Below are 20508 nucleotides of genomic sequence, written 5' to 3'. Positions count from 1 at the left end.
CATCTCCCTCCCTTCCCACGGAGCAGCATGAACCCCATCACCTCGGACCCCCTCGACCGCGTCCGCTACCCGATCGACGAGTGGGCCCTCGTCGAGACCGAGTACACCCCCGACGAGCAGGGCGTCGCCGAGACGAACTTCGCCGTCGGCAACGGGTACCTCGGCCTGCGCGGGAACCTCGACGAAGGCCGTGGCGGCGTGCAGTACGGCACGTACATCAACGGGTTCCACGAGACCTGGCCGATCCGGCACGCGGAAGACGCCTTCGGCTTCGCGAAGACCGGGCAGACGATCATCAACGCGCCGGACGCCAAGGTCATCCGCCTCTACGTCGACGACGAGCCGCTCGTGCTGGCCGAGGCCGACATCCTCCGGCACACCCGTCGGCTGGAGTTCCGCGGCGGCTACCTGTTCCGCGAGACCGAGTGGTCGACGCCGTCCGGCAAGCGGGTGCTCATCCGGGCACGTCGACTCGTGTCGTTCACCGACCGGCACCTCGCCGTCATCGACTACGAGGTCACCGTGCTCGACGCGGACGCCTCGATCCTGCTGTCCAGCCAGATCCTCAACCGCCAGGACGTGCAGGACGAGTACCACGCCGGCATGCGGGCCGCGGCGAACGCCTTCGACCCGCGCAAGGCCGAGTCGTTCACCGAGCGGGTGCTCGTGCCGAAGCTCAAGCGCAGCACCGGCGGCCGTTCGGTCCTGGGGTACCAGGCGTCCAGCTCCGGCATGACGATCTGCGTCGGCGTCGAGCACCACATCGAGACCGAGAACAGCTGGGACGAGTCGTCGTCGATCGAGGACGACCTGGCGAAGCACGTCTACCGGGTGCAGGCCCGCGCGGGGCAGCCCATCCGGCTCGTGAAGCACGTGGTCTACCACACCTCCCGCGGGGTGCCCGTGCGCGAACTCGCCGACCGGTGCGACCGCACGCTCGACCGCGCGCACGCCGAGAACGTCGACGAGACCTTCGCGAAGCAGCGCGAGTGGCTCGACGACTACTGGGCCCGCAGCGACGTCGAGATCGCCGGCCAGCCCGCGATCCAGCAGGCCGTCCGCTGGAACCTCTTCCAGCTCGCGCAGGCCACCGCCCGCACCGACGGCCACGGCATCGCCGCGAAGGGCGTCACCGGCTCCGGCTACGGCGGCCACTACTTCTGGGACATGGAGATCTACGTCCTGCCGTTCCTGTCGTACACGGCGCCGATCGTCGCCCGGAACGCCCTGCGTTTCCGCTACAACATGCTCGACGCGGCACGGGCGCGGGCCCGGGAGCTGAACCAGCGCGGCGCCCTGTTCCCGTGGCGGACGATCAACGGCGAGGAGTCCAGCGCGTACTACGCCGCCGGCACCGCGCAGTACCACATCGACGCCGACATCTCGCATGCGCTCATGCAGTACGTGCGGGCCTCGGGCGACCGCGAGTTCCTGAAGCGCGGCGCCATCGACGTGCTCGTCGAGACCGCGCGGCTCTGGGCCGACCTCGGGTTCTGGCGGTCCAACGGCGACAAGAAGTTCCACATCGACGGCGTCACCGGGCCGGACGAGTACACGACCGTCGTCGACGACAACCTCTACACGAACGTCATGGCGCGGGCGAACCTGTGGTTCGCCGTCAACGCCTGCCGCGAGCTCGCCGCCGACGACGCCGAAGAGTACGACCGCATGGTGCGCCGGACCGGTCTGCAGCCGGACGAGCTCGTCGAGTGGGAGCACGCCGCCGAGTCGATGGAGATCCCCTTCGACCCGCACCGCGGCATCCACCCGCAGGACGCCCAGTTCCTCGACAAGGAACTCTGGGACCTCGAGAACACCCCGGAGTCCAAGCGCCCCCTGCTGCTCCACTACCACCCGCTGGTGATCTACCGGTTCCAGGTGCTCAAGCAGGCCGACGTCGTGCTCGCGCTGTTCCTGCAGGGGCACGAGTTCACGGCAGCCGAGAAGCGTCGCGACTTCGACTACTACGACGCACTCACCACCGGCGACTCGACGCTGTCCGCGGTCGTGCAGTCGATCATGGCGGCCGAGGTCGGGTACCACGACCTCGCCGACCAGTACTTCCAGACCGCGCTCTACGTCGACCTGGCGGACCTGCACGGCAACACCTCGGACGGCGTGCACATCGCGTCGACCGGTGGCATCTGGGGTGCGCTCGTCAACGGCTTCGGTGGCATGCGCGACCACGGCGGTCGGATGAGCTTCAACCCGCGGCTGCCGAAGCACTGGGATCGTCTGTCCTACCGCCTGACGGTGCGCGGATCGCGGGTCCGGGTCGACCTCGAGCAGGAAGCCATGACGCTCACGGTCGAGACCGGTTCGGGCTTCACGGTGTGGGTGCACAACCAGCAGTGGGACGTCGAGGCGGGGGAGCCCACCGTGGTGCCGCTGCCGCACCACGGGCCGCGGATGTCCGGGCACGCCCCGACCACGAGCGACATCCAGGGCACGCTGCGTGCGGACGGCTCGGTCATCACCGCGTCGATCCCGACGATCTCCCTGGAGCGCGACTTCGACCTCGACGACTCGACCGGCTGACGCCTCGTCACGTCCGCTCGTCGCCCCGGCTCAGCCTCGCTGTGCCGGGGCGTCGTGCATGTCGGGGTGTTCCCGCGCCTCCGAGCGCGTCCAGCCGGCCCGGGGCACCGTGGTCTGCCGTGCCCCTCGGGTCGATGGCGTCTCCCCGGGCACGGTTCGTGCAACGAGAGGAGACATCATGGGCAACCGGTTCGAGGGCAAGGTCGCGATCGTCACGGGCGCAGGGTCCGGCATCGGTGAGGCGACGGCGCGGGCGTTCATCGACGAGGGTGCGTCGGTCGTGCTGACCGACAGCGTCGAGGAGAAGGTCCGCGCGGTGGGTGACTCCCTGCCGACGCACCGGGTCGTCGCCCTGCACGCCGACGTGGCGAGCCCGGAGGACTGGGAGACCGTCGTCTCGGCGGCGATCGACCGCTTCGACCGGCTCGACGTCCTGGTGAACAACGCCGGGACCTTCAGCTCGGGCGACATCACCGACATCAGCACGGCCGAGTGGCGCCGGGTCATCGAGACCGACCTGTCCGGTGTGTTCTACGGCACCCGGGCGGCCCTGCCGTTCCTGCGCGAGACGAAGGGGTCGATCGTCAACACCTCGTCGGTCTCCGGTGAGGACGCCGACTGGCGGATGAGTCCCTACAACGCGGCGAAGGGTGGCGTGACGAACTTCACCAAGGCCGCCGCGCTCGACAACGGACAGTTCGGCGTGCGCGTCAACGCCGTCGCTCCGGGACTCATCTGGACCGACCTGACCCAGGAGCAGGCGGAGGACGAGGCCCTGCAGTCGAAGTTCACCGAGCGCATCGCCCTCGGCCGCGGGGGTCGCTCTGCCGAGGTCGCCGAGGCGATCCTGTTCCTGGCCAGCGACGCGGCCTCGTTCATCACCGGTGCGGTCCTGCCGGTGGACGGCGGCACCATGGCGAGCAACGGGCAGCCGCCGCAGGCCTGAGCCACCCCGGCGTCGGCGGCACCGTCAGCTGGCGACGAGCTCGACCTTGAACCGCTCGGCGTCCTCGAGGAAGGCCGCGTGGTGCTCCGGGCCACCGGCGAACGGGTGCCGGTCCTCGTACAGGCGTGCCCAGCCGTGACCGGGAGCCTCGGCCCAGAGCCGCTCCACGGTCTCGGCAGTACCGGCGTGGAACGCCAGGTGGCTGAGCCCCGGGCGGCGCCGGTCGTGGTCGCCGTCCAGCGGCGCCGATTCGAGGACGACGTACAACGGGCCGAGCCGCCAGCTCCGGCCGTGCTCCCAGCGCTGGAACGGCTCGTAGCCGAGTTCTCCGAGCAGCCAGCCCCAGGGGCCGACGGCGGTGTCGAGGTCGGCGGTGCGGAGCTCGACGTGGTGCAGCGTGCCGAGCGTCACAGGAGCTTCCGCAGGGTGTTCGTGTTGCGGGTCGTCGTCGTGTGCTTGAAGCGGGCGGCGGCGGCCCGCTTGGCGAACACGGTGTCGGTGCTCGACCCCTTCGGACACGACCAGTAGACGACGCCGTCCCCGCGGGTGACCTGCTCGACCGACTCGTCGAGTTCGAGGTCCGCGACCAACGCGTCGAGCGCACCGTCGTCGGACCCGAACACGACGTAGTCGTGCCGTTCGTCGGCGCGCTCGAAGGGGAACCCGTCGACCACGGCCGCGAGGGCGTCGTGCCGGACGAGCACGATCCAGGCGTCGTACCCGAACCGGTCGCGCAAGCCCTGCTCGATCGACGTCTTGAGCTGCTCGGCGGGCACGTCGGCGGAGAACACGACGTTGCCCGAAGCGAGCACGGTGCGGACGTCGTCGAACCCGAGCCCTCGGAAGAGCTCCGCGAGCTCGGCGCTCCGGATCGTGATGCCGTTCACGTTGACGCCGCGCAGCAGCGCCACCCACCTGTCCATGTCCGGACGGTAGCGGTCCGGGCCGCTCACGTCCACGTCCGGGCCACGCCCCAACCGGCACCCTGCGGCACGATGTCGACCACCAGGGCCTCACCGTCGTCGTCGCTGGTCGCCTGGAACCGCCAGCCCACCGTGCGCTCGGGCGCGTGGGTGATCGCGGTGGGCAGCTCGGCGCGCGTCACGGTCAGCCGGGTGGGGGTGTCGCTCACCCGCCAGCGCCGTCCGGCCCACACGAGCCGCGTCGGCGTGCCCTCGGCCCACCACACCGTGGCGGCCGTGTCGGTGATCATCATCGGGTCTCCTCATTCGAACGTGTGTTCGAATGGTAGGTGCCGACCTCCGACGTCGCAACTGACCGTTGCATTCAGAACACGTTCTGAATAGGCTCGATCCATGACGCTCGTCGCTCCGCCCCGATCCCGACGGTCGGTGCAGTCCTCTGACCTCTCCCGCCACGCCAAGCAGGTGTTCGCTGCCGCCGAGGAAGCCCCGCTCGAGGTCACCCGTCGCGACGGGAAGCCCCTCGTCCTCACCACGAAGGAACGATCCGACGACGACGACGCAGTGCTCGACATCGCGGCGCAGCTCATCGCCGCGGTGACGCTCAACGAGCAACTGCCACTCCACGATCGGCTGGCGATCCCGTACCCGTGGATCAAGCTCCTCAGCGCCGCAGACCAGCAGCGCTTCGCCCGGGAGATCGTCGACGTCGCCCGTGGCTCGTTCTCGCTCCGGCAGCCGCGCAGACTCCTGCTCGAGATGCAGGCGTGGCGCAACAGTGCCGAGGCGATCGCCGCGGGCTGGGACACCGGAGAGCCGGAGATCCTCGCCGAGCCGATCCGCGTCGAGAAGCCCTGACGCGGTGGCGGGCCGGCGCGGCGGGGTGGCGGTGCAGCGGAACGCATTCGCTGCCGCGTGGGATCGGCTGACCCCACGCACCACCCCAACCAGACGAAGTGACTGCGCTCGGCCTCGGCACCCCTCGTGTAGACGGGACCCATGACGAACGACGCACAGGGCCCCGACGCGCAGCACCAGGTTCCCGAGGGGGTGTCCGAGGCCACGGTCGAGGCGCTCGGCAGCCTGTCCGCCGCGGTCGAGGTCATCGAGCACGCCCGTGGCCTGCTCTACGGGTTCCACCGCCTGACCGGCACCGCTGACCTGAACCTCGGTGAGGCGGTCGAGCAGCTGCGGAAGGCCGGGCACACCGAACTCGCCGAGCGCATCGACACCGAACTCGTGGGCCGCAACGTCATCGCGGGCCGCTGGACGTTCCAGATCGTCGAGGACTACGACGACGGCTACTACGCCCTCGCCAAGGAGCTCGAGCGCACCGCGCGCGACGAGCTCGTGCAGGGCCGCCGCCACCTGTTCGAGGCGGGCATGAAGGAAGACCGTCGCACCCAGGACCAGCGCCACCACGAGGCGACGCCGAGCGACCTGCCGGACTGACCACGGGCCTCCAGGCCTGCGGAAGACACCGGCGTCCTGCGGAAGACGCCCCAGAAACATCGAGACGCCGCCGGATTCGGCGGCGTCTCGATGACACGACGGCGTCTTGCGCCAGGTCCAGCCAGACCCCGATCAGCAGGCCCAGCAGGAACGCCTCAGCCGACGCCGAGCAGCGCCTCCAGCGGCCCGCGCGCGAAGTACAGCAGGAAGCCCGCGGCCACGACGTAGAGCAGCCACGAGACCTCGCGGCCACGGCCGGACAGCAGTTTGATGAGCACCCAGCTGATGAAGCCGGCGCCGATGCCGTTCGCGATCGAGTAGGTCAGCGGCATGACGACGATCGTCAGGAACGCCGGCAGGGCCGAGCCGAAGTCCGACCACGAGATGTCCGCGACCTGCGCGACCATGAGCGCACCGACGACGACGAGCCCGGCGGCGGCGACCTCGAGCGGGACGACCTGGGTGAGCGGCGTGAGGAACATCGACGCCAGGAACAGCAGGCCGGTGACGACCGAGGCCATGCCCGTGCGGGCGCCCTCGCCGATGCCGGAGGCCGAGTCGATGAAGACGGTGTTCGACGACACCGACGCGCCACCACCGGCGATCGCGCCGACGCCCTCGACGACGAGCGCCGACTTCAGGCGGGGGAACGTGCCGTCGGGCTTCGCGACACCGGCGGCCTTGGCCAGACCGGTCATGGTGCCCATGGCGTCGAAGAAGTTCGTGAAGACGAGGGTGAAGACGAGCATCGACGCGGCGAGCGGGCCGATGCGGGTGAAGGCACCGAAGACGTCGGCGTGGCCGACGAGCGACAGGTCCGGCACGGCGAAGAGTGCGTTCGGCAGGCCGGGGGCGTTGAGGTTCCAGCCGGTCTTCGAGTCGACCGAGGTCGGCACCTGGAAGATCGCCTGCAGGATGATCGCGATGATCGTGGTCGCGACGATGCCGATGAGCAGCGCACCCTTGACCCGGCGGGCCATCAGCGTGCCGATGATGATCAGGCCGATGAGGAACACGATGGTCGGCAGGGCCCCGACGGAGCCGTCCTCGCCGAGCTGCAGCGGCGGCGACGCGAGCCCGGAGGACCGCACGAAGCCGGAGTCGACGAGCCCGATGAACGCGATGAACAGGCCGATGCCGACCGTGATCGCGGCCTTGAGCTGTGCGGGGACGGCGGTGAAGATCATCGTCCGGATGCCGGTCAGCGCGAGGATCACGATGATCACACCGTTGATGACCACCAGGCCCATCGCCTCGGCCCAGGTGACCTGGTGCACGACGCTGACGGCGAGGAACGAGTTGATCCCGAGCCCCGCGGCGATGCCGAACGGCAGGTTCGCGATGATGCCCATCGCGATGGTCATGACGCCGGCGACGAGACCGGTCGCCGCGGCCACCTGAGCGTTCTCGAGCCATCCGCCGCTGACGTCCTTGGCGGCCTGGTCGGCGCTGAACCCGCCGAGGATGAGGGGGTTCAGGATGACGATGTACGCCATCGTCACGAACGAGACGAGGCCACCGCGGACCTCGCGGGGGATCGACGATCCGCGTTGCGTGATGGAGAAGAATCGATCGAGGCCGGTCGCGAAGCGGTTCCGGGGCGTGGTGTCGGTCTGCGGGGCGCTCACCACGAGAGTTTAAAGGACGCTGGGTTTCGGGCGTGTCACACCGGTCTCACAGGTTGTGACGGCCGGGAGGCCCGTTCCACGCGGTTCGCGCACCTCGCGCTGGGCGTCTGCCCGCGTTCTCCGGCCATGGCTGGTGTTGGATGAACGGGTGACGTCACCCATGGACCGCGCCCGTGTGGAGGCCGCCGTCCGCGAGCTGCTGCTCGCCATCGGCGAGGATCCCGACCGCCCGGAACTCACCCGCACCCCCGCCCGGGTCGCCGACTCGTACGCCGAGTTCTTCTCCGGGATCGGCACCGACGCGGTCGCCATCGCCCGGGACGGCACCGTGCACGCCGAGGACGGTGAGCGCGGTCGGCTCGTCATCGTCCGGGACGTGAAGTTCCGTTCCGTCTGCGAGCACCACCTGCTGCCGTTCCTCGGGGTCGCGCACCTGGCGTACGCCCCCGGCGACCGCCTCATCGGGCTCGGCACGCTGGCGCGGGTGCTCGACGCGGTGGCCTCCCGTCCGCAGCTGCAGGAGCGGCTCGGCGAACAGGTCGCCGCGACCATCGCCGAGGGGCTCGGCGCAGAGGGCGTCCTGGTGGTCCTCGACGCGCAGCACCAGTGCGTCACGACGCGCGGGGAGCGCCAGACCGGTTCGACGACGGTGACGGTGGCGGCGAACGGTTCGCTCGCCGACGCCGCGGGACGAGCCGAGGCGATCGCGCTCATCGGCGCGGGGCGTGGGACCGACGCCGGGCACGACGAGCGTGCCGGGGCGGACGCATGACGGGCCTCCCGGACGGCGCAGCCGGACCCGGCACGGCCAGCCCCGGCTGGGTCGTGCCGGACCTGCGCCACCCGGTCCGGACGTTCGGCCGCCGCACCATCGACTTCGACCACCGCATCGCCGTGATGGCGATCGTGAACCGCACGCCCGACTCGTTCCACGACCGCGGCGCCACCTTCGAGCTCGACCGGGCCGTCGCCGCCTCGGTGCGCGCAGCCGAGCAGGGCGCCGACTGGGTCGACATCGGCGGCGTGAAGTTCGCCCCCGGTCCGGAACTGCCCGCCTCCGACGAGATCGACCGCGTCGTGCCCGTCGTCGAGCAGCTCGCCCAGCAGTCCGACGTCGTCATCAGCGTCGACACCTTCCGCCCGGAGGTCGCCGCAGCGGCGATCGCAGCCGGGGCGACCGTCGTCAACGACACCACCGGCCTGTCCGACCCGCGGATGGCCGCCGTGGTCGCCGACTCCGAGGCCACCGTCGTCATCACGCACTCGCTCGCGGAACCCCGTCGTCCGCTGCCCGCGCCGCCGCAGTACGGCGACATCGCGGGCGAGGTCGTCGCGTTCCTGCGCGAACGGGTCGACCGGGCGCTCGCCGCGGGCATCCCCGAATCGCGGATCATCGTCGACCCGGGCCACGACCTGCACAAGAACACCGTGCACACCCTCGAGCTCACCCGTCGGCTGCCCGAGGTCGTCGCGCTCGGCTACCCGGTCCTCGCCGCGGTGTCGAACAAGGACTTCGTGGGGGAGTCGCTCGGACGCCCCCGCGGGGAACGGCTCTCCGGATCGCTCGCCGTCGCGACCGTGAGCGCGATGCTCGGCGCCCGGATCGTCCGGATGCACGACGTCGACGAGAGCGTCGACGCGATGCGCATGGTCGAGGCCACGCTCGGATGGCGCACCCCCGTGGAATCGAGGCACAACACGTGAACGTCCTGCCCCCGTCGATCGCGGACCTGTCCGACGACGACCTGCTCGACCTCTACACCGCCTACGCCGGGGCCCCCTGGCTCCGGGTGAACTTCGTCGCGACGCTGGACGGTTCGGCCTCGGCTTCGGGGGTGTCCGGGTCGCTCGGCGGCGACGACGACCTGCGCGTCTTCGACCTGCTCCGCCGGGTGGCCGACGTCGTGCTCGTCGCCGCCGGTACCGTCCGTGACGAGGGCTACGGGCCGATGGTCCTGCACGACGCCGACGTCGCCTGGCGTCGGGCGCACGGCAAGCCGGACCACCCCGTGTTCGCGATCGTCACCGGCTCGCTGTCGCTCGACCCGGGGTCTCGAGTGTTCACCGAGGCGCCGGTGCGCCCGATCGTCCTGACGTCGGCGACGGCGGCTGCGTCGTCGAAGGCCCAGGCGCTCGCCGAGGTCGCCGACGTCGTGCCCTGCAGCGCGGACGACGAGCCGGACTCGGTGGACGCCGGGCGGATCCGAGACGTGTTGGCCGACCGTGGCCTCGGGACGATCCACTGCGAGGGCGGGCCGTCGTTCCTCGGGGCGCTCATCGCCGCGGACGCCGTCGACGAGCTGACCCTGACGATCGACCCGTCGCTCGAGGGCGGGGAGGGGCCGCGCATCGCCCGGGGGTCCTCGCCGGAACTCCGGCGGATGCGACCGGCGCACGTGCTGCTCGGCGCCGACGGCGTGCTGCTCACCCGGTACGTCCGGGCGCGCTGACCCGTCCGCGCTGGTGCCGGGGCGCGCTGACCCCCGTGGGCTAGGGTCGGGCGCGTGATCGACATCGTGGCGTCCGGGGTCCTCTTCGACATGGACGGGACCCTCGTCGACTCGACCGCGGTGGTCGAGGCGACCTGGACCCGGTTCGGCCACGCGAACGGCATCGACCCGGACGAGATCCTCGCGTTCTCGCACGGACGGCAGGCGATCGACACCCTGCGGCGCTTCCTCCCCGACCTGCCCCTGGCCGAGCAGCAGCGGATCGCGGCGGAACTCGTCGCCGAGGAGACCGCGAGCACCGAGGGCATCCTCGAGATCCCCGGCGCCGTCGCCTTCGTGCAGCGGCTCGTCGAACTCGGCGTCCCGGTGGCCCTCGTGACGAGTGCCCCGCGAGACCTCGCCGCGGGCCGGATGGCCGCCGCAGGGTTCGCCGTGCCCGAGGCCTTCGTGCCCTCGGAGGCCGTCGAACACGGCAAGCCCCACCCCGACGGCTACCTGCGCGGAGCTGCCCTGCTCGGCGTCGACCCGACCGACTGCGTGGCGTTCGAGGACGCCCCGGCCGGACTGGAGTCCGCCATCGCCTCCGGCGCGACCACGGTCGTCGTCGGGCCCCTCGAGCACCCGGTGACGGTCGGCCTGCACCGACTGCACGGGTACGACGGGCTCACTGTCGAGCGCGACAGCGAGGCCTTCCGCATCCGCGGCTGAGCGCGGCGCCCGTCCTGCCCGGCTGGCGGTCTGCCGTCGGTCAGGACACCCCGCCCGGCCTGCGCCGAGTGGTCAGGGGCCGTCGGCTGCGCCGCCGCCAGGCGACACTTCGCGACCGCCCGGCGGACGTGAGCGGGGAGTCGCGACCGGCCGATCGCCCGACCGGACCCCCGAGCCGCCCCTGGAGGCCTGCCCAGCCGACGCCGACGACCCTCTGGTGTGCGGCCGGAACGACCGGGCCGCGGAAGGAGCGATCATGGCAACCCTCGACGGCAAGAAGGTCCTCGTCATCACGACGAACTACGGCGTGGAGCAGGACGAGATCGTCGTCCCCACCGAGCAGCTGCGTGAGCGCGGTGCCTCGGTGACCGTGGCGGCGAAGGAGACCGGCACGATCCAGACCCTGGTCGGCGACAAGGACCCGGGGCAGACGCTCGAGCCGGACACCACCATCGCCGGTGTCGACGCGAAGGACTTCGACGCCCTCGTCATCCCCGGCGGCACGATCAACGCCGACACGCTGCGCCAGGAGTCCCGCGCGGCGACGCTCGTACAGGCCTTCGCCGAGGCGAGCAAGCCGGTCGCGGCGATCTGCCACGGCCCGTGGACCCTCGTCGAGGCGGGTGTGCTGTCCGGCAAGACCGTCACCTCGTTCCCGTCGCTGCAGACGGACCTGCGCAACGCCGGTGCCGAGTGGGTCGACCAGGAGGTCCAGGTCGACGGCGGCTTCATCACCTCCCGCACCCCGGACGACCTGCCGGCGTTCGTCGACGCGATCGAGAGCGCCCTCACCGCCTGAGCACTGCGCCGTCTGAGCCGAGTCTCGGCCGGCGCAGGGCGGTCGCCCCGCCCGGCGACCGCGTCAGCCGAGCGCCACGGGGCGGGCCGTGCGGAGCACCGCGGGTCCGAGGGTGAGCACACCGTCGGACTCCGGATCGCACCGCACGCCGCCCCGGCCGCGCATCGCCCGGAACGCCCCGGGGGCCACCTCGTGGTCCATCCAGGCGCAGGGGTTCGCCGCCCGGTAGCCACGGAACCGGACGGCACGGCCGAGGTCGTCGCTGCCGTCGCCACCGGAAAGCAGGCTCTCCAGCGAGAACGGCTCGCCCCGCAGCGCCTCGACGTCGGCACCGCGGAGGAACACGTTCCGCCGGGTCGCAGCGGGGTCGACGGAGGCGCCGATCGCCGTGCCGACGGCTTCGAGCCCCTCCAGCCCGATCACCGTGACCGAGGCGTGCACGTGCGCCCGGGCCGCGAAGTACCGGTCGCCGACGATGCCCAGCCCGGCCCGCAGTTCGATCCGGTCGCGTGACTCGTCCGGATCGTCCGCGCCCACCGGCAGCGCGCCGTCGGCCGGGCGCCCCTCGTACCGGTGCCGCGGCGAGACGAGCAGCAGCGCGACCTCGACCTCGGTCCGGAACGGCAGGTCGTCGAGACCGGCCACGTCGTCTGCGGAAGTCACCCGGCCAACGCTAGCCGGGCCTCCCGGCCGTGCGCTGCTCCGTCCGATTCCCGCCAGTCGACGTCGGCGGCGCATGTCAGGCTGAGCCCATGACCACCCCGGACACCGACGTACAGCCGGACGCGCTGCACGCCGAACGGCACCGCGCCGTCGCCTCGCGCGACGCACGCTTCGACGGCCAGTTCGTCACCGCCGTGCACTCCACCGGCATCTACTGCCGGCCCAGCTGCCCGGCCCGCACGCCGAGGGTCTCGGGCGTCACCTTCTACCGCACGAGCGCCGCAGCGCACCTGGCCGGCTTCCGCGCCTGCAAGCGCTGCCTGCCCGAGGCGACCCCCGGCAGCCCCGAGTGGGACCTGCGCGAGGACGTCGCCGGCCGGGCGATGCGACTCGTCCTCGACGGTGTCGTCGAGCGCGACGGCGTCCCCGGGCTCGCCGCGCGCGTGGGCTACTCGGAGCGGCAGCTCAACCGCATCATGACGGCCGAGCTGGGCGCCGGGCCGAAGGCGCTCAGCCGGGCGCACCGGGCGCAGACCGCGCGGACCCTGCTCACCTCGTCCGACCTGCCCGTCGCCGACGTCGCGTTCGCCGCGGGCTTCGCCAGCGTCCGGCAGTTCAACGACACCGTGCGCGAGGTCTTCGCCGTCACCCCGACCGAGCTCCGCGCACGCCGGTCCGGGCGAGGCGACGGTGCCACGGACGGCGGCGACGGCGCACTGCACGTCCACCTGCCGGCCCGGGCACCCTTCGACGCGCAGGGCCTGCTCGACTGGCACGCGCTGCACGCCCTGCCGGGCACGGAGCAGGTGGACACCGACCCCACGGGCCGGGTCACGTCGTACGGGCGGCTGGTCGACCTGCCTGGAGGCCCGGGCTGGTTCAGCGCGTCGGCCGCCGTCCCCGACGTGGCCGGTCGGGGCACGGGGATCGACCTGCGCGTGCGGGTCGCCGACCTCTCCGACCTGCCGGCCCTCGTGGCGCGTGTCCGGGCACTGTTCGACCTCGACGCCGACCCGGTCGCCGTCGACGCCGTCCTCGGAGCCGTGCCCGAGCTCGCCGGCCCCGTCGCACGGGTGCCCGGCCTCCGGCTCCCCGGCGCGGTGGACGCCCACGAGATCGTGTTCCGCACCCTGATCGGGCAGCAGGTCTCGGTGGCCGCGGCGCGCACCGCCCAGACCCGGCTCGTGGCCGCGCTCGGTGCGCCGGTGCCCGACGCGATCCGGCCCGGCGGGCTGCTCTTCCCGTCGGCGGCGGTGATCGCCGAACGCGGGCACGAGGTGCTGCGCGGCCCGGCCGCCCGCGTCGACACGATCCTGCGGGTGGCTGCGGCGCTCGCCGACGGGTCCCTGGTGGTGGACGGTGGGCAGTCCCTCGGTGACCTGCGCGACGGACTCCTCGCGGTGAAGGGCATCGGGCCGTGGACCGCCGACTACGTCGCGCTGCGGGTCCGGCACCACCCCGACATCTTCCTCCACAGCGACCTCGCCGTGCGGAACGGTGCACAGGAACTCGGGCTGCCCGGAACGGCGCGCGAGCTCTCCCTATGGTCGGAGCAGGTGGCCCCCTGGCGGAGCTACCTCACGATGCACTGCTGGCGACCGATCATCGACCGCGCGATGACCGCGACCGCCGGCGCCCGTGCAGCCCGTGCCCCCGAGGACCCCCGGAAGGACGACCGATGACCGACGCAACCATCCAGACCCTGGACACCCCCGACGGGGCGTTCACCGTGCTCGAAGACGCCGAGGGCAGGGTCCTCGCGTCCGGGTGGACCGACTCCGTCGAGCGGATCCTCGCCCGTCTGGCCGACCGCCACCGTCCCGACCGGGTGCTCGACGGCGTGGTCGCCTCGGCCGACGCGGTCGACGCCTTCTACTCGGGCGAGGTCGAGCACGCCATGCAGGTGCCCGTGCGCCAGTTCGGTACGGAGCTGTTCACCGAGGGGTGGCGCCAGCTCCGCCGGATCCCCGCCGGCGGCACCCTGACCTACACCGGGTTCGCGGCGGCGATGGGCCGGCCCGACGCCGTGCGGGCGGCGGCGAGCGTGTGCGCCCGGAACGCCCCGGCGCTCTTCGTCCCGTGCCACCGGGTGTTGCGCTCGGACGGCACGCTCGGCGGCTTCGCCTGGGGCCTCGACGTCAAGCGGTCCCTGCTCGAACGGGAGTCGGTCGGCACCACGGCACTCGTCTGACTTGTACAAAACGCTCTAGAATGTACAGGTGAGCGAAGTGTCGATCTCCGAAGCCCGTGGCCGCCTGGCGTCGATCATCGACGACGCCCGGCACGAACCCGTCTACCTGACCCGGCGCAACAAGCGCGTCGCGGCCGTGGTCGACGCGGCCGTCCTCGACCGGTTGCTCGAGGCGGCGGAGGACCTGGACGACCTGAAGGCGGTGGAAGAGGCCCGACTCGAGAACGAGCGGATCGGCGGCGAGAACGTCAAGTGGGAGGACCTCAGGCGCGAACTCGGTCTGGGATGACCTACGACATCGAGTTCGAGCCGAGTGCGGGGCGTGCCATCCGCAAACTGCCGCCACATGCCCGACGACTCGTCGAAGGGGTTCTCGCGATCCTGGCTGACGAGCCACGTCCACCCGCGGCTCGTCGACTCGTCAACAGCCCGGAATGGCGTGTCCGGGTCGGTGACTACCGCGTGATCTACCTGATCGACGATGGGCGGCTCGTGGTCGTCGTCGTGCGCGCCGGGCACCGGCGCGAGGTCTACCGGGGTCGCTGAGGCGTCAGGCGATCGCGCCGCGCAGGCTGTCCACGTGCAGCTCGACGAGCGCCAGGACCCGCTCGGGCGCCCGTGCCGCGGGATCCCACGTGTGCTCGACCGCCAGCCCGTCGATCAGCGCGTGCAGCCGGTCGGCCTCGTCGGTCAGGTCGCGACCGTCGCCGAAGCCGCCGTCCTCGCGCAGGATCTCCAGCGCCCGGGTGCACACCCGGCGGACCCCGTCGTTCAGGCGTCGGGCACTCGCAGCCAGGTGGTCGTCGGTGCGCGCGAGCACGCCGAGCTGCACCTGCGCCAGGATCTCGGTCGTGCGCTCGGCATCGAGCGGCAGCACCTGGGCGAGGACGTCCAGCGCGAGCGCACGACCCGTCGAACGCAGGGCGGCGAGCCGAGCGGTGACCCGTTCCTCGATGATCGTCAGGCAGTGTTCGCGCAGGGCGTGCTGCGTCGGGAACACGCGGCGGAGTGACGCCGGGGCGATGCCGGCCTCGTCCGCGACGTTCCGCACGGACAGCGCGCTGAGGCCGTCCCGCTCCAGGATCCGCAGGCAGGCCGCAGCCACCAGGGATCCCCGTTCCTCGAGGTCGACACGGCGGGGCACCGGGTCAGCCTACGGCCGGCTCGAAGCTTCCGCCGGGTCCGCGGCTGCGGTGGTGACTCGGCGCGGCCAGATCGTGTAACTGATCGCCCACAGCAGTTCGACGCCCAGGACGACCCCGAGCAGTGCGACCGTGCCCTGCAGCTCGTCCGTGCGCTCCGGGTCGCCGACGACGAGGACGAGCGCACCGACGATCCCGCCGGCGATCAGCACGGCGAGCCCGGTCCGCAGCACGTCGCCCCAGCACCGGGCCGTGTACCGCCGTCCACTCAGACGCTCCGGCGCGGGACCCCCGGCGAACCGGTGCGTGAACCGGACGTCCGCCCACGCGATCATCCGGTGCCCGTACGCGACCGAGAAGCCGATGTAGATCGCCGCGAGTCCGTGGTGCCACGACGCGGTTCCGCCACCGAGCAGGTCGACCGTGACGACCGCGAGCAGCACGACGTCGATCACGGGTGCCGCGACGAGCATCGCCGCACCCGTGCGCGGCCGTCGCAGCAGGTACCGGGTGGTCAGGCCGCCGAGGATCGCGACCCAGAAGGCGATCTCGCAGGCGACGATGGCGATGAGTGTCATGGTTCCCCGTTGCAGTGCCGGTGTTCGTTTGAGTACATGTGTACTCAAACAGCATGACACCGCGACCACCACGGTGTCGAGCGGCGGGGTCCTGCCCCTGGAAGCGGGGGGAGACACGGACTCCCATGCCTGCGACACTCGGAGGACCGGTAATCCGCACGGTCCCCTCCGAGGCCCGACGCATCGCCGTCGACAGCTCGCAAAGGACCCCATGCTCCCTCCAGTCGACCGAACGGTCGTCTCCTCCGACGGCACCACCATCGCCGTCTCCGAGGCAGGGGACGGGCCGGCGGTCGTCGTCGTGGGCGGTGCTTTCGACCACCGCGGGACCCCGTACCTCGACCGCGTGGTCGCCGAGCTCGGCTCGACGCACCGCGTGGTGACCTACGACCGCCGTGGCCGTGGTGCCAGCGGTGACTCCGCGACGTGGGCCATCGAGCGCGAGGTCGACGACCTGCGCGCCGTCGTCGAGAGCATCGGCGCACCGACCACCGCCGTCGGCATCTGCGTCGGCGCCGGTGTCGTCCTGCACGGGCTCGCCACCGGACTGCCCGTCGACGGCGCCGTCCTGTGGGAACCGCCGTACCGCGCCTCGGTCGACCCGCACGCCGACGACGTCGTGTTCGCCGACCTGCTCGACGAACACGTCGGTGCCGGCCGCCGCGCCCAGGCCGTCCGCGGGTTCCTGACCCAGGTGCTCGGGGTCCCGATGGGCCAGGTCACGGCCCTGCGGCTCAAGGGGTCGCTCTGGCGCTCCCTGGTGGTCGACGCCCACGTGCTGAGCCGCGAGGTCCGGGTGCTGAACGGCCTCGCCGTGCCGGAGCGCGTTGCCGCCGCGGTCGGTGTGCCGGTGCTCGTCGGCGCCGGTGGCGACGGACTCGAGTGGATGCGACGAGCGGCCCGCGCCCTCGTCGACGCGGTGCCCGGCTCGGAGTACGCCGAGGTGCCCGGGCAGGGACACGTCCCCGACCCGGCAGCCCTCGGAGCCCTGATCGACCGCGTCCGGAGCCGGATCGCCTCGCCCAGCAGCTGACTGCGAGAGGATGGGCGGGTGAACGCACCCCGCCTCGGTCTCCTGCTCGACGTCGACGGGCCCATCGCCAGCCCGGTCTCCCGCACCATCGCGATTCCGAGCATCGTCGCGGACCTCGTCGCGCTCGCCGCCGAGGGCATCCCGATCGTCTTCAACACCGGCCGCAGCGACGCCTTCATCCGCTCCGAGGTCGTCGGCCCGCTGCTCGCCGGGGGCCTCGCCGAGGGTGGCCGCGTCCACGCCGTCTGCGAGAAGGGTGCCGTGTGGTGCTCGATCGGCCCGCAGTACGACGGCGGCATGGGCGAACTGACCGTCGCCGAGGACCTCGCGCTGCCGCGGGACTACGCCGACGAGATGCGCGAGCTGGTCCGGGACGAGTACGCCGACCTGGTGTTCTTCGACGAGACGAAGCGCGCCATGGTGTCGATCGAGCAGCGCGTCGAGGTGCCGAACGCCACCTACCTGGCCCGCCAGCCGGAGTTCGACGCGAAGGCCATGACCGCGCTCGAACGTCGCGGGCTCGGTGTCCGCCGCCTCGACGACGTCCGGCCCGACGCCGACGGTGCCGTGCAGTGGCGCATCGACCCGACGATCATCTCGACCGACGTCGAGTCCGACCGCAGCGGCAAGGACCTGGGGGCGGAGCGCTCGCTCGAGCTCCTCGGGCAGGACGGTGATCTCCCGGTCACCTGGCGCACCGTGGGGGACTCCCGCAGCGACTACGCCATGGCGGACTGGCTGCACGCCCACGGCCACGAGGTTGCACACGTCGACGTCCGTCCCGCCGACGGGGTGCCGGCCACGCCGTACCCGGTGCTCACCGCGCCCGACGGCGTGATCCACGACGAGGCCGGAGCCCGGTTCCTGGCGGACTGGCGCGCCGGCCGCTGACGCGGCCGCAACCGCGCCCCGCTGACGCGACCGCGGCCCTGGACGCACCCATCGGCCGGCCGAGCGGTACGCGCCGGACCGCCGCCGCGCCTCCCGGCCGTCGCCGGACCGAGCCACCGTCCGGGCGGACGCTTTGCGTGACACAGTGGTACACCAGTACCCTTCCGAGGTCCGCCGCCAGCCGATGACGGGATCCACCCCATGGCAACGAAGCTCCGCATCAAGTCGATCGAGGCCTCCCTGGCCGACTCCGAGGAGCAGGGCAGGTCCCTGAAACGCTCCCTGAAGACGTTCGACATCGCCGCGATGGGGATCGCGGTCGCCGTCGGCGCCGGCATCTTCTCGGTCGGCGCGAACGCCGCCGCGAACTTCGCCGGGCCCGGCGTCATCATCTCCTTCCTGCTCGCCGCCGTCACCTGCGGCCTGGCGATCATGTGCTACGCCGAGTTCGCGTCGACGATCCCCGTCGCCGGCTCCGCGTACACGTTCACCTACGCCACGATGGGTGAGCTGCTCGCCTGGATCGTGGGCTGGGACCTCATCCTCGAGACCCTCACGGCCAGCGCCGTGATCGCGAAGTACTGGGGCATCTACCTGAGCACCGCGTTCGACGTCTTCGGCATCACCCTGCCGAGCACGATCCAGCTCGGCCCGATCCCCTTCACCTGGGGTCCGGTGCTCATCGTCGGGATCTTCACGGTGCTCCTCGCCTTCGGCACCCGCCTGTCGTCGCGGGTGTCGGCGGTCATCACCGTCATCAAGGTCGCGATCGTCGTGTTCGTCATCGTCGCCGGTGCGTTCTTCGTCAAGGCCGCCAACTTCACCCCGTTCATCCCGCCGGCCGAGCCCGCCAAGGGTGCCGAGGGCAGCGTCTGGACCCAGTCCCTCGTGTCGTGGTTCACCGGTGCCGAGCCCGCCCAGTACGGCGTCTTCGGCCTGCTCGCCGCGGCGTCCCTGGTGTTCTTCGCCTTCATCGGCTTCGACGTCGTCGCCACGAGCGCGGAGGAGACCGAGAACCCGCAGAAGACCCTGCCGCGCGGGATCTTCATCGGCCTCGGCATCGTGACCCTGCTCTACGTCGGCGTCAGCATCGTCATCACCGGCATGGTCTCGTACCAGCGCCTGGCGGAGGAGAAGGCGCCGTCCCTGGCGTCGGCGTTCGACATCGTCGGGCTGCCGTGGGCCGCCGGCATCATCGCCATCGGCTCCCTGATCGGGCTGACCACCGTCGTCATGGTGCTGCTGCTCGGGCTGTCCCGCATCGTCTTCTCGATGAGCCGCGACGGCCTGCTGCCCCGCTGGTTCTCGAAGACCAACCCGAAGACGCAGACGCCGGTGCGCGTGCAGGTCGTCGCCGGTGTCGTCGTGGCGCTGCTGGCCGGGTTCACCGCGGTCGACAAGCTCGAGGGCATGATCAACATCGGCACGCTGTCCGCGTTCGTCCTGGTGTCGATCGGCATCGTCGTGCTGCGTCGTTCGCGGCCCGACGCCCCGCGGGCCTTCCGGGTGCCGTGGTCGCCGGTGCTCCCGATCATCTCGGCGGTGCTGTGCTTCTGGCTGATGCTGAACCTCGAGGTCGAGACCTGGCTCCGGTTCGTCGTCTGGCTGGCCATCGGCTTCGTCATCTACTTCGGCTACAGCCGTCGGCACAGCCGCGTCGGCCAGCGCATGCAGTAGGGCGGTTCCGCGGGTCGGCCTGGCCCGCAAAACACCGGTGTTCGCACGTTGCACACCCGCAGACCGCGGCGCGACGTGTGGACACCGGTGTTTTGCATCCACCGCCCGCCGCGCCGCCGCCGCCGCTACGCGCCGACGAGCAGCAGCACGCCGAACGCGAGCATCACGACGGCGACCAGGCCGTCGAACACCCGCCAGGTCAGCGGCCTCTCGAACAGCGGTCGCAGCAGGCGTCCACCGAACCCGAGCGCCCCGAACCACAGGCAGCTCGCCGCGACGGCACCGATCGTCCAGAGCCACCGGTCGTCCGCACCCTGCTGGTTCGCCACCGACCCGAGGAACACCAGCGTGTCCAGGTAGACGTGCGGGTTCGCCCACGTGAAGACGAGCATGGTCAGCACGGTCGTCCGCATGGTCACCACCTGGCCGGGAGGCGCGGTGCGCGTCCGCCCCGCCGCCACCGTCGTGCCGGTGGTCGCGTCCACCGCCGCGTCCGCCCCCGCGCCCGCGTCCGTGCTGGCGCCCACCACACCGTCGTCGGCCGCCTCGTCGGCGACCCGCATCGCGTCCCCCGAGGGCCGCAGCGCACGCCGCGCTGCGAGCACTCCGTACGTGAGCAGGAACGCGGCACCGATGAACCGGATCACCAGGAGCGCCACGGGGAACCGCTCGACCACGGCGCCGACCCCGAGCACCCCGGCGACGATGAGCAGCGCATCCGAGACCGCGCACACCACGACGGCAGCGGCCACCACCCGGAGCCCGGCGCTCACGGCGAGGCGCAACAGGTAGGTGTTCTGCACACCGATCGCGACGATCAGTGCGAGTCCGGTGCCGAGGCCGGAGAGCAGGGGCAGGAGCGAGGTCACGATCCGACGCTAGGGCCGGG

General features: G+C 71.8%; 24 protein-coding genes. 16 read left to right on the top strand and 8 right to left on the bottom strand.

Annotation, left to right across the window (positions count from 1 at the left end; all coding sequences use genetic code 11):
• Window positions 1-27 precede the first annotated feature (27 nt).
• Window positions 28-2538 carry a glycoside hydrolase family 65 protein gene (locus tag DEJ21_RS00180; RefSeq protein ID WP_111223335.1) on the top strand — a complete coding sequence of 837 codons (2511 nt, stop codon included), beginning with the start codon at window positions 28-30 and terminating at the stop codon, window positions 2536-2538.
• Window positions 2539-2716: 178 nt separating this feature from the next.
• A complete protein-coding gene (locus DEJ21_RS00175) occupies window positions 2717-3484 on the top strand; it encodes an SDR family NAD(P)-dependent oxidoreductase (RefSeq protein ID WP_071406210.1) in 768 nt (255 codons plus the stop codon).
• 24 nt (window positions 3485-3508) lie between these two features.
• Here DEJ21_RS00175 and DEJ21_RS00170 read toward each other — a convergent pair whose 3' ends face one another.
• The 3 genes from DEJ21_RS00170 to DEJ21_RS00160 are packed head-to-tail and all read right to left on the bottom strand — an operon-like array spanning window position 3509 to window position 4700.
• Window positions 3509-3895, bottom strand: a complete 387-nt coding sequence (locus DEJ21_RS00170; RefSeq protein ID WP_111023335.1) for a VOC family protein — start codon at window positions 3893-3895, stop codon at window positions 3509-3511.
• Window positions 3892-4407: a DUF1697 domain-containing protein gene (locus DEJ21_RS00165; protein WP_111223560.1), complete on the bottom strand. Its 516-nt coding sequence runs from the start codon at window positions 4405-4407 to the stop codon at window positions 3892-3894. The genes DEJ21_RS00170 and DEJ21_RS00165 overlap by 4 nt, the downstream gene beginning before the upstream one ends.
• 26 nt (window positions 4408-4433) lie before the next feature.
• Complete coding sequence (locus DEJ21_RS00160; protein WP_035809269.1) at window positions 4434-4700, bottom strand: hypothetical protein; 267 nt, start codon at window positions 4698-4700, stop codon at window positions 4434-4436.
• Window positions 4701-4800: 100 nt separating this feature from the next.
• Between DEJ21_RS00160 and DEJ21_RS00155 the strand changes: the two genes are divergently transcribed.
• Both DEJ21_RS00155 and DEJ21_RS00150 read left to right on the top strand, forming a co-directional pair.
• Window positions 4801-5265 carry a hypothetical protein gene (locus DEJ21_RS00155; protein WP_027466785.1) on the top strand — a complete coding sequence of 155 codons (465 nt, stop codon included), beginning with the start codon at window positions 4801-4803 and terminating at the stop codon, window positions 5263-5265.
• 141 nt (window positions 5266-5406) lie between these two features.
• The gene (locus tag DEJ21_RS00150; RefSeq protein ID WP_017887957.1) at window positions 5407-5859 is read left to right on the top strand and encodes a hypothetical protein; all 453 of its coding nucleotides are present in this window, start codon (window positions 5407-5409) and stop codon (window positions 5857-5859) included.
• 155 nt (window positions 5860-6014) lie between these two features.
• On the opposite strand, the gene DEJ21_RS00145 is transcribed toward DEJ21_RS00150, so the two are convergent.
• Window positions 6015-7490 (bottom strand): NCS2 family permease, encoded by a 1476-nt coding sequence (locus DEJ21_RS00145; RefSeq protein WP_111028934.1) that lies wholly within the window; start codon window positions 7488-7490, stop codon window positions 6015-6017.
• Window positions 7491-7647: 157 nt separating this feature from the next.
• Here DEJ21_RS00145 and folE point away from each other — a divergent pair, with 157 nt between their 5' ends.
• The 5 genes from folE (at window position 7648) to DEJ21_RS00120 (ending at window position 11444) form a co-directional block, all read left to right on the top strand.
• Complete coding sequence (gene folE / locus DEJ21_RS00140) at window positions 7648-8259, top strand: GTP cyclohydrolase I (protein ID WP_111223334.1); 612 nt, start codon at window positions 7648-7650, stop codon at window positions 8257-8259.
• The gene (gene folP / locus DEJ21_RS00135) at window positions 8256-9191 is read left to right on the top strand and encodes a dihydropteroate synthase (protein ID WP_111223333.1); all 936 of its coding nucleotides are present in this window, start codon (window positions 8256-8258) and stop codon (window positions 9189-9191) included. Before folE ends, folP begins: the two co-directional genes overlap by 4 nt.
• Window positions 9188-9937, top strand: a complete 750-nt coding sequence (locus tag DEJ21_RS00130) for a pyrimidine reductase family protein (protein WP_258374793.1) — start codon at window positions 9188-9190, stop codon at window positions 9935-9937. Before folP ends, DEJ21_RS00130 begins: the two co-directional genes overlap by 4 nt.
• 54 nt (window positions 9938-9991) lie before the next feature.
• Window positions 9992-10645, top strand: a complete 654-nt coding sequence (locus tag DEJ21_RS00125; protein ID WP_111223331.1) for an HAD-IA family hydrolase — start codon at window positions 9992-9994, stop codon at window positions 10643-10645.
• A gap of 256 nt (window positions 10646-10901) precedes the next feature.
• A complete protein-coding gene (locus DEJ21_RS00120) occupies window positions 10902-11444 on the top strand; it encodes a type 1 glutamine amidotransferase domain-containing protein (protein ID WP_027466778.1) in 543 nt (180 codons plus the stop codon).
• Between the two features lie 63 nt (window positions 11445-11507).
• Here the strand turns inward: DEJ21_RS00120 and DEJ21_RS00115 are convergent, their stop codons facing one another.
• The gene (locus DEJ21_RS00115; RefSeq protein WP_258374792.1) at window positions 11508-12107 is read right to left on the bottom strand and encodes a molybdenum cofactor biosysynthesis protein; all 600 of its coding nucleotides are present in this window, start codon (window positions 12105-12107) and stop codon (window positions 11508-11510) included.
• Between the two features lie 89 nt (window positions 12108-12196).
• Here DEJ21_RS00115 and DEJ21_RS00110 point away from each other — a divergent pair, with 89 nt between their 5' ends.
• The 4 genes from DEJ21_RS00110 to DEJ21_RS00095 are packed head-to-tail and all read left to right on the top strand — an operon-like array spanning window position 12197 to window position 14844.
• Entirely contained in the window at window positions 12197-13789 is a 1593-nt protein-coding gene (locus DEJ21_RS00110) for an AlkA N-terminal domain-containing protein (protein ID WP_111223329.1), read from the top strand.
• Window positions 13786-14298, top strand: a complete 513-nt coding sequence (locus tag DEJ21_RS00105) for a methylated-DNA--[protein]-cysteine S-methyltransferase (RefSeq protein WP_111028941.1) — start codon at window positions 13786-13788, stop codon at window positions 14296-14298. The genes DEJ21_RS00110 and DEJ21_RS00105 overlap by 4 nt, the downstream gene beginning before the upstream one ends.
• 28 nt (window positions 14299-14326) lie before the next feature.
• The gene (locus DEJ21_RS00100; protein WP_071250100.1) at window positions 14327-14587 is read left to right on the top strand and encodes a type II toxin-antitoxin system prevent-host-death family antitoxin; all 261 of its coding nucleotides are present in this window, start codon (window positions 14327-14329) and stop codon (window positions 14585-14587) included.
• The gene (locus tag DEJ21_RS00095) at window positions 14584-14844 is read left to right on the top strand and encodes a type II toxin-antitoxin system RelE/ParE family toxin (RefSeq protein WP_071250103.1); all 261 of its coding nucleotides are present in this window, start codon (window positions 14584-14586) and stop codon (window positions 14842-14844) included. Before DEJ21_RS00100 ends, DEJ21_RS00095 begins: the two co-directional genes overlap by 4 nt.
• A 4-nt stretch (window positions 14845-14848) precedes the next feature.
• On the opposite strand, the gene DEJ21_RS00090 is transcribed toward DEJ21_RS00095, so the two are convergent.
• On the bottom strand, window positions 14849-15442 hold the full coding sequence (locus tag DEJ21_RS00090; protein WP_111223328.1) for a TetR/AcrR family transcriptional regulator: 594 nt from the start codon (window positions 15440-15442) through the stop codon (window positions 14849-14851).
• A gap of 9 nt (window positions 15443-15451) precedes the next feature.
• Window positions 15452-16018: a hypothetical protein gene (locus DEJ21_RS00085; RefSeq protein ID WP_111223327.1), complete on the bottom strand. Its 567-nt coding sequence runs from the start codon at window positions 16016-16018 to the stop codon at window positions 15452-15454.
• Between the two features lie 211 nt (window positions 16019-16229).
• On the opposite strand from DEJ21_RS00085, the gene DEJ21_RS00080 reads away from it, so the two are divergent.
• The 3 genes from DEJ21_RS00080 (at window position 16230) to DEJ21_RS00070 (ending at window position 19619) form a co-directional block, all read left to right on the top strand.
• Window positions 16230-17051: an alpha/beta fold hydrolase gene (locus DEJ21_RS00080; protein WP_111223326.1), complete on the top strand. Its 822-nt coding sequence runs from the start codon at window positions 16230-16232 to the stop codon at window positions 17049-17051.
• A gap of 18 nt (window positions 17052-17069) precedes the next feature.
• Complete coding sequence (locus DEJ21_RS00075) at window positions 17070-17942, top strand: hypothetical protein (protein ID WP_111223325.1); 873 nt, start codon at window positions 17070-17072, stop codon at window positions 17940-17942.
• Window positions 17943-18143: 201 nt separating this feature from the next.
• Complete coding sequence (locus tag DEJ21_RS00070; protein WP_110859459.1) at window positions 18144-19619, top strand: APC family permease; 1476 nt, start codon at window positions 18144-18146, stop codon at window positions 19617-19619.
• Between the two features lie 125 nt (window positions 19620-19744).
• On the opposite strand, the gene DEJ21_RS00065 is transcribed toward DEJ21_RS00070, so the two are convergent.
• Window positions 19745-20488: a LysE/ArgO family amino acid transporter gene (locus DEJ21_RS00065; RefSeq protein WP_220036532.1), complete on the bottom strand. Its 744-nt coding sequence runs from the start codon at window positions 20486-20488 to the stop codon at window positions 19745-19747.
• Window positions 20489-20508: the final 20 nt, after the last annotated feature.

Source organism: Curtobacterium sp. MCSS17_006, assembly GCF_003234215.1.
GTDB classification, from domain to species: Bacteria; Actinomycetota; Actinomycetes; order Actinomycetales; family Microbacteriaceae; genus Curtobacterium; species Curtobacterium flaccumfaciens.
The sequence above is the reverse complement of the archived record's forward strand: the minus strand, read 5'-3'. Positions and strand labels throughout refer to the sequence as shown.

Coding starts and splice junctions, on each gene's coding strand:
- folP (WP_111223333.1), top strand. CDS start 8,256: ATGACGGGCCTCCCGGACGGCGCAGCCGGACCCGGCACGGCCAGCCCC.
- DEJ21_RS00105 (WP_111028941.1), top strand. CDS start 13,786: ATGACCGACGCAACCATCCAGACCCTGGACACCCCCGACGGGGCGTTC.
- DEJ21_RS00160 (WP_035809269.1), bottom strand. CDS start 4,700: ATGATGATCACCGACACGGCCGCCACGGTGTGGTGGGCCGAGGGCACG.
- DEJ21_RS00110 (WP_111223329.1), top strand. CDS start 12,197: ATGACCACCCCGGACACCGACGTACAGCCGGACGCGCTGCACGCCGAA.
- DEJ21_RS00080 (WP_111223326.1), top strand. CDS start 16,230: ATGCTCCCTCCAGTCGACCGAACGGTCGTCTCCTCCGACGGCACCACC.
- DEJ21_RS00165 (WP_111223560.1), bottom strand. CDS start 4,407: ATGGACAGGTGGGTGGCGCTGCTGCGCGGCGTCAACGTGAACGGCATC.
- DEJ21_RS00120 (WP_027466778.1), top strand. CDS start 10,902: ATGGCAACCCTCGACGGCAAGAAGGTCCTCGTCATCACGACGAACTAC.
- DEJ21_RS00175 (WP_071406210.1), top strand. CDS start 2,717: ATGGGCAACCGGTTCGAGGGCAAGGTCGCGATCGTCACGGGCGCAGGG.
- DEJ21_RS00155 (WP_027466785.1), top strand. CDS start 4,801: ATGACGCTCGTCGCTCCGCCCCGATCCCGACGGTCGGTGCAGTCCTCT.
- DEJ21_RS00085 (WP_111223327.1), bottom strand. CDS start 16,018: ATGACACTCATCGCCATCGTCGCCTGCGAGATCGCCTTCTGGGTCGCG.
- DEJ21_RS00150 (WP_017887957.1), top strand. CDS start 5,407: ATGACGAACGACGCACAGGGCCCCGACGCGCAGCACCAGGTTCCCGAG.
- folE (WP_111223334.1), top strand. CDS start 7,648: ATGGACCGCGCCCGTGTGGAGGCCGCCGTCCGCGAGCTGCTGCTCGCC.
- DEJ21_RS00095 (WP_071250103.1), top strand. CDS start 14,584: ATGACCTACGACATCGAGTTCGAGCCGAGTGCGGGGCGTGCCATCCGC.
- DEJ21_RS00070 (WP_110859459.1), top strand. CDS start 18,144: ATGGCAACGAAGCTCCGCATCAAGTCGATCGAGGCCTCCCTGGCCGAC.
- DEJ21_RS00180 (WP_111223335.1), top strand. CDS start 28: ATGAACCCCATCACCTCGGACCCCCTCGACCGCGTCCGCTACCCGATC.